Source organism: Rubrivirga sp., assembly GCF_049648075.1.
Lineage (GTDB): Bacteria > Bacteroidota > Rhodothermia > Rhodothermales > Rubricoccaceae > Rubrivirga.
This window is the reverse complement of record NZ_JBARYR010000652.1, coordinates 1-6,818: the sequence shown is the minus strand read 5'-3', so window position 1 is coordinate 6,818 and position 6,818 is coordinate 1. Positions and strand designations below refer to the sequence as shown.

Here is a 6,818-nt window from a genome sequence, read left to right as displayed (position 1 = left end):
GCAGCGCCGGCGTCGACGGCCGACCGAACGGCCGCCGTGTCGCCGACGACGAAGTGGGTGACGAGTCCGGGGACGGTCCGCTGCTGGCGCACCAGCCGCACCTCGGACGTCTTGAGCATGGCGTCGGCGGCCTCGATGGCGGCCACCAGGCCGACCGTCTCGAGCACGCCGAGCGCCCCGCCGGGACCGGGAAAGGTCCGGGCCACCGGGCTACTCGCCTCCGCCGGGGAGGATGACCTCGACCTCGGAGTGCGGGCGTGGGATCACGTGGACCGACACCAGCTCGCCGACGCGCTCGGCCGCCGCGGCACCGGCGTCCGTCGAGGCCTTCACCGCGCCGACGTCGCCTCGGACCATGACGGTCACGAAGCCGCCGCCGATCTGCTCCTTGCCGATCAGGTTTACTCGAGCGGCCTTTACCATGGCGTCGGCGGCCTCGATGGCGCCGACCAAGCCTCGCGTCTCGACCATGCCGAGGGCGGCGCCGTAGTCTCCGTTGGGCATACGTACAGGGGGGTTCAAGGGGGAGCGGCGCAAAGACGCGCCAGGCGGTCAATCTAACGCAGGCGCTTCGCCGCCGGAGCGGCCTCGAGGGCGATCCCGTTCGTGCTCCGCGCGTGCTCCCGACCTCGAGGGCGAATCCGGTATGGGAGCCGCCCACCCTATTTGTCTCCTCAATCGAGCACGGACGCTACGAGCGACGACGACGGGGAGCCGGGATCAGCAAGAGCCTGCCACAGCCGACCTCGAGGACGGACCGCAGCCTCGAGGGCGGCATCTACGCCTCCGCGTCCCGTCCTCGAGCCCGCACGACCTCGAGGGCGCGATCCAAGTCGTCGCGGCGGTAGACGCCGAGGAGCCACAGGCCCGGCAGATAGGCGAGGGCGATCCCGACGCGGGACGCGAGCCGGGCCGCGACGCTCCATTCTTCGGTCGGCTGGCCGAGCACCCACAGGCCCGTCACCAGCGCCGACACCGCCAAGAGCGAGCCCCACGGGTAGTCGACTGGCGTCGAGGACTGGGCGAGGTGGGCGGTCCCAGCGGCGAGGGCGGCGTAGGAAAGGAGCGTCGCGACGGCCGCGCCGGCGATTCCCATGACAGGGATGAGAGCCAGGTTGAGGACCAAGTTGAGAACCGCTGCTGCCCCGACGCTGAGCGCGACCGCCTGCGTACGTCCCGCGACGTAGAGCACGTTGACGACGACGTAGTACAGACCGTAGAACGCGAACCCGCCTGCGACCAGGAGCACCAGTCCGTCGGTCTCGATGTAGGCCGGGACATCGGTGAGCAGCCGGCTCACATCGCCCACGAACAGGGCCAAGCCCAGCACAACCCAGCCCGCCAACGCTGAGAAGTGCCGGAACGACTGCCGGTGCAAGTCCGGCGTGCCCGTCTCGTCGAGCGACTTCATGCCCAGGACCGTGAACGCCAGCATAAAGCTCTGCACCAAGAGGGTGTTCACGACGCCGCCAAACCGGGCCGCCCACTCGTACGGCGCGTTCGCCTCCGGACCGAGAAAGTGGATGATCAAGAACCGGTCGCCCAGGTTCAAAAAGCGCCCGGCCACGCCCGACAGAATGAGTGGCGCCCCGAACGCCAACATCGGTCCGATCAAGTCCCAGCGGACGCGCCGGTCGATCCGCTTTAAGAGCGCGGGCGTCACAATGGCCGTGATGACGCCGGCCGAGATCGCGTAGCCCTTCATCACGCCGGCCAGCCCTTCGCCCCGCAACAGGAAGACAGCAACCAACACCGCCAACAGCCCGGCCTCGAGGGCGCCGATGAGCGCGTACGACCCCGCCTGCTCGCGCTGCCGCAGGACCGTGTACGACACGTCCGAGACGGTTTTGAATCCGACGAACAGGACGAGCCAGCGAATCACGTCTGCCCTCGATGCGTCGCCGAACAACGCCTCTGATCCCCACGCCGCGCCGAACCATCCGACGATGGTAAACAGCACGCCAGCGACGGTCGCGACCGAGAGCGCGGTCGCCGGGACCGCCCGGCGCTCGTCCTCATCGAGCGTCGGCGCCGACGAGAACCGGATGATCCCGAGCGGCAGCCCGACGCCCGCCAGCAGGATCGAGAACATCATGACGGCGTTGAGCCCGCCGAGGTACCCGAAGTCGGCCGTCGACAGGATCTCGGGGTTGCCGAACAAGGCCAGCAGGAAGACCCCGCTCAGCTTCCCCACGACGTTGACGATGGAGTAGACGCCGCTCTGGCGGACCAGGCGCCTCAGCATGACGCGATCGGCACGACGCGGTGCGCCGCCGCACCCGGACGTCGGCTTCCGTCTAGGAGCGCGCGGTAGAACGCGACCAGGCGCTCGCCCTCCCGGTCCCACGAGTAGCACTCGAGGACGGCCGCACGGCCCCTCTCCCCCATCGCCTGCGCCGATTCGTCGTCCTCGAGGACGCGGCGGAGCGCCTCGGTGACGGCCTCGACGTTTTGGGGGTCGACCAGGATGCCGCAGTCGTGGGGATCGACGAACGGTCGGATCACCGGGAAGTCGCTCGCGATCAGCGGCAAGCCCGCGGCCTGGTACTCGAACAGCTTCGTCGGGTAGGCCTCGAGGTACTTCGGCGTCGGGTGCAGGACGGACAGCCCCACGCGAGAGCGCGCCAGCAACCGCGCCACCGTCGGCCGGTCGACGCGGCCCCAGACCGCCACGTGGTCGGCCCCGTGCGCGCGGACCTCGTCCTCGAGGGCACGCGGGTGGAACGGGCCGGCGAGGTGAAGGTGCGTGCCGGGAACTCGGCCGACGGCCTCTATCATCTCCCACACCCCGCGCGTCTCGGTGATCGAGCCGACGTAGACGGCGGCGCGCTCGCGGTCGGACCAGCTGTGTCCGGGCGGCGGGGCCAGTTCGTCGGGCAGCGTGAAGTTGCGGACCAACGCGGTCTTGTCGGCCGGATAGCGGTCGTAGATGACCGGCTCGGCCGCGATGATGCCGGCGAACGCGCGCCCAGCCGCGGCCTCGAGGGCGGCGTAGCCCAGGCCGACCAGTCGGCGCAGCGGTCGAGGAATCCAGGCCTGGTGCAGCGTCTGCCGGGGCACGTCCTCGTGCGCGTCGTAGACCACGCGCCGACCTCGAAGGGCCAGCCGCAACGCAGGGAGCAGCAGGTCGGCGTCGTGGATGTGGAAGACCGTGTCCGCGTCGGCGACCCCGAGGGCGCGCCGGACGACGGCGGCGGTCGTGGTCGTCATTCTTTCTTTCCCGGTCGAGGGAAGCGGCACCGTGAACACGGGAACGCCGGCGACCTCGAGGTCGGACTCGCCCGGTACCACGACACCGACCTCGAGGCCGGCCGCGGCAAGCGTCTGCGCCTCTTTGTGGACGATGCGCGGGTCGCCGGCGCGATGCGTCGTTCCCAAGTGGAGGATCGTCACGGGCGGCGAGCCTCGACGACGTACCAGCGTGGCGTCACGGTCCGCAGGAGCGGTCGGACGCCCAGAGGCACGCCGCTCCGCTTGGGCGTCCAGTGCTCCCGCCGCACGACTTGGAAGCCGGCCTTCTCCAACAGCCAGTCGAACTGCCAGTCCTCGAACTCGTGGAAGTGCCGGTCCCACTCGTCGGCCGGGTTGCGGTACGCCGAGGCGAACCACAGCCGCAGCGGGACGGACGCGAACAGCCGCTTCGAGGTCGACGCTCGGAGCACGCCGAGCGGGTTGACCAGGTGCTCGAAGATCTCGAACGCGATCATGGCATCGACCTCGAGGCCGGCCGCGGCCGGCTCGTCGTCGAGGTCGACCAAGCCGGTGTTCTCGACCGTGTAGCCGGCGGAGCGGAAGTCCCGGGCGAGCGCGTTGTCCGGCCCGATGTCCAGCAACGTCGCCGGCGGCGCGAGAGCCCGGCCGACGAACGCCAGCGTTCGCTCGAAGCGGTCGCGGTGCGCGGCGTCAGGGGAAGTGGCGGAGGACATCGGCGGAAGATACCGGGCCGGCATCGCGCCCCCGAGATCGGACCGACCTGGCGCGTCGTCATCGAGGACGAACAAGGCGCCCCGAGACCAAACGCCGCCCTCGAGGACGCGACGGGCCGCATCGAGGACGGCCGTTTGAAGACAGCGGGGAGCCGGAGACGAGACGCATCCGGTGACGGTACCACTCGTTTCAGAAATAAATGAAACCACCACCTAGAGCCATGGACTCCCCCACCCCCATCTCCCTCGACGTCCTGGTCATCGGCGCCGGCGCGGCCGGGCTCCGAGCCGCCATCGAGCTCGCCGAGGCCGACCGCGACGTCCTGGTCATCGGCAAGCGAAAGCACGGCGACGCCCACACCGTCTGGGCCGCCGGCGGGATCAACGCCGCGCTCGGCAGCCTGGACCCCGAGGACCGCTGGGACATCCACGCCGCCGACACGCTCAACGAGGGCCACCTGGTCAACGACGCCCGCGCCGTCGAGGTCTTGGCCCGCAACGCCCCCGAGCGCGTCTTGGAGCTCGACCGCTGGGGCGCCGACTTTTCGCGGACCGACGACGGCGAGATCAACCAGCGCTACTTCGGCGCCCAGTCGTTCCGCCGGACCTGCTTTAAGGGCGACGTGACCGGCCGGGCCATCCTCGAGGCGCTGGTCGGCCAGGCCAAGCGGCTGGGCATTCCGTACCGCCAGAACACGTTCGTCACCGAGATCCTGACGACGGACGACGGCCGCGCGGTCGGCGCCATCGCCTACGACATGGACACGGGCGAGCCGATCGTCTTCCACGCTCGCGCCGTCGTGCTGGCGGCCGGCGGGCACACGTCCGTTTACACGCGGTCGTCCTCGAGGCCGGACGAGAACACCGGCGACGCCCAGGCGCTCGCCTACAACGCCGGCGCGCCGCTGCGCGACATGGAGTTCGTCCAGTTCCACCCGACGGGCAAGCTGTGGCCCGAGGAGGAGCGCGGACACCTGGTGACGGAGGCCGTCCGCGGCGAAGGCGGACGCCTGTTCAACACCGAGGGCGAGCGGTTTATGGAGCGGTACTCGCCCAAGCAGATGGAGCTCGACGCCCGCGACGTCGTGGCCCGGGCCAACTACGCCGAGATTCAGGCCGGCCGCGGCACGCCGAACGGCGGCGTCTGGCTCGACATCTCGCACCGCGAGGACGAGTACTTGCGCGACCGTCTGCCGCGGATGGTCCAGGAGTTCGCCGACGTCGGCGTCGACATCACGTCCGAGCCGATGGAGGTCGCCCCGACGGCGCACTACGCGATGGGCGGCGTCGAGGTCGTCGACTTCGAGACGTGCGAGACGGCCATTCCGGGCCTCTTCGCCGCCGGCGAGAGCGTGGCCGGCGTCCACGGCGCTAACCGGCTGGGCGGCAACTCACTCGCCGAGACCGTCGTGTTCGGCCAGATCGTCGGCGCGCACCTGGCCCAGACGTTGCCGGAGCCGGCGGACCTGCCCACCGACCGCGTCCAAGCAGCTCTCGACCGACTCGACGCCCTCGAGGCCGCCGACGGGACGCACGAGCCCCTGGCCTTGATCGACCGGCTGCGCCGGATCATGTGGGACCACGCCGGCATCATCCGCGACGAGGACGGCATGATCGAGGGGCTCGCCAAGCTCCAGGCCCTGCGCCGCGACGCCGCCGATCTGCGCGTCCAGGCCGATCGGACGAGTGACCGGTTCGAGCAGGCCGTCAACTTGGGGTTCATGATCACGACGTCGGAAGCCATCCTGCGCGCCGCGCTCGAGCGGGCCGAGTCCCGCGGGGCGCACTACCGCTCGGACCATCCCGAGACGGCTCCGGAGTGGCGCAAGAACATCCGCGTCACGAAAGACGCCGACGGCCGGATGGCGCTCGATGCCGTCCCGGCCCAGGACCCGACGCCGGCCGTCCAGCAGGCGCTCGCCGAGGACCACGAGCTCGACTACCACCACCTCGAGTAGTCGGTGGGCGCTGCCCTCGAGGGCGGCTCGGTCTCGGTAGGTCTCATCGCCCTCGGGGTCTCGGCCTCGAGGGCGTTCTGCGTAGGGCTACCGCGCGACGCCGGCCTCGAGGCCGCGGATCACGTCCGCCAGCAGTCGGGTCTGCGCCTGCCGCGAGTACGGCTCCACCGCGGCCCTCGACGCGCCCTCGAGCACAGAGCCTGACGCCCACGCGTCGTAGTGGCGCTGGATCGTCGCCATAACGCTCTCGAGGTCGTCGCGGCCGTGCATCGTGCCGCCATCGGTCTCGGCGAGCAGCGCCGCCGCGTCGCCCTCGACGGGTCCGACGCCGAGCACGGGACGTCCGCTGGCGAGGTACTCGTAGAGCTTGCCCGTGATCATGCCGTCCTCGGCCGCGAACCGCTCGATGGACAGCAGCAGAAGTCCCGCCCGTGCTTGCTCGAGGACGGCGTCGGCGTGCGTGACGTAGGGCACGGCCTCGACGGGTGCGCCGGTCGCGCGAGCGGCCTCGAGGACGGCGCCGTCGGTCTTGCCCACCAAGCGGACGACCAGCTTCTCGACCTCGCCCTGCGCTCGCAGCTGACGAACCGCACGCCAGACGACGCCGGGATCGCGCGTCGCGTACAGGCTCCCGACGTGGACGAGTGAGAACGCGTCGGCGCGGACCGGCTCTCGCTCTGCCGGCACGTCCTCGAGGTCGACACCGTTCTGGACGACCTCGACGGAGCCCGACTTGAGCCCGGCGGTCCGCTCGAGCAGGCGCGCCCAAGTCGGACTGACGGTCGTGACGGCGTCGGCGGCGCGCAGGACGTTGCGCTCGAAGCGCCGGTCCAAGGCACGGGCGGCGGGCGTCATCGGCAGGTCGTCGTAGAAGTTGATGGCCGTCCACGGATCGCGGAAGTCGGCGACCCAGGGCGTGCCGGTACGCTGGAGA

7 protein-coding genes are annotated in these 6,818 nt (G+C 70.7%); 1 reads left to right on the top strand and 6 read right to left on the bottom strand.

What is annotated here, in order from left to right; genetic code table 11:
• The 5 genes from WBA11_RS17610 to WBA11_RS17590 all read right to left on the bottom strand — a co-directional run.
• Window positions 1-206: BMC domain-containing protein (locus WBA11_RS17610; protein WP_424521946.1), on the bottom strand; the 206-nt coding region annotated here is incomplete at its 3' end.
• Between the two features lie 4 nt (window positions 207-210).
• A complete protein-coding gene (gene eutM, locus WBA11_RS17605) occupies window positions 211-504 on the bottom strand; it encodes an ethanolamine utilization microcompartment protein EutM (RefSeq protein WP_424521945.1) in 294 nt (97 codons plus the stop codon).
• 274 nt (window positions 505-778) lie between these two features.
• The gene (locus tag WBA11_RS17600; RefSeq protein ID WP_424521944.1) at window positions 779-2,245 is read right to left on the bottom strand and encodes a lipopolysaccharide biosynthesis protein; all 1,467 of its coding nucleotides are present in this window, start codon (window positions 2,243-2,245) and stop codon (window positions 779-781) included.
• Window positions 2,239-3,393: a glycosyltransferase gene (locus WBA11_RS17595; RefSeq protein ID WP_424521943.1), complete on the bottom strand. Its 1,155-nt coding sequence runs from the start codon at window positions 3,391-3,393 to the stop codon at window positions 2,239-2,241. Before WBA11_RS17595 ends, WBA11_RS17600 begins: the two co-directional genes overlap by 7 nt.
• Complete coding sequence (locus tag WBA11_RS17590) at window positions 3,390-3,926, bottom strand: methyltransferase domain-containing protein (RefSeq protein WP_424521942.1); 537 nt, start codon at window positions 3,924-3,926, stop codon at window positions 3,390-3,392. The genes WBA11_RS17595 and WBA11_RS17590 overlap by 4 nt, the downstream gene beginning before the upstream one ends.
• Window positions 3,927-4,147: 221 nt before the next feature.
• Between WBA11_RS17590 and WBA11_RS17585 the strand changes: the two genes are divergently transcribed.
• Window positions 4,148-5,884 (top strand): L-aspartate oxidase, encoded by a 1,737-nt coding sequence (locus WBA11_RS17585; RefSeq protein WP_424521941.1) that lies wholly within the window; start codon window positions 4,148-4,150, stop codon window positions 5,882-5,884.
• 87 nt (window positions 5,885-5,971) lie between these two features.
• On the opposite strand, the gene WBA11_RS17580 is transcribed toward WBA11_RS17585, so the two are convergent.
• A partial coding sequence (locus WBA11_RS17580) for a glycosyltransferase (RefSeq protein ID WP_424521940.1) occupies window positions 5,972-6,818 on the bottom strand: 847 nt, incomplete at its 5' end.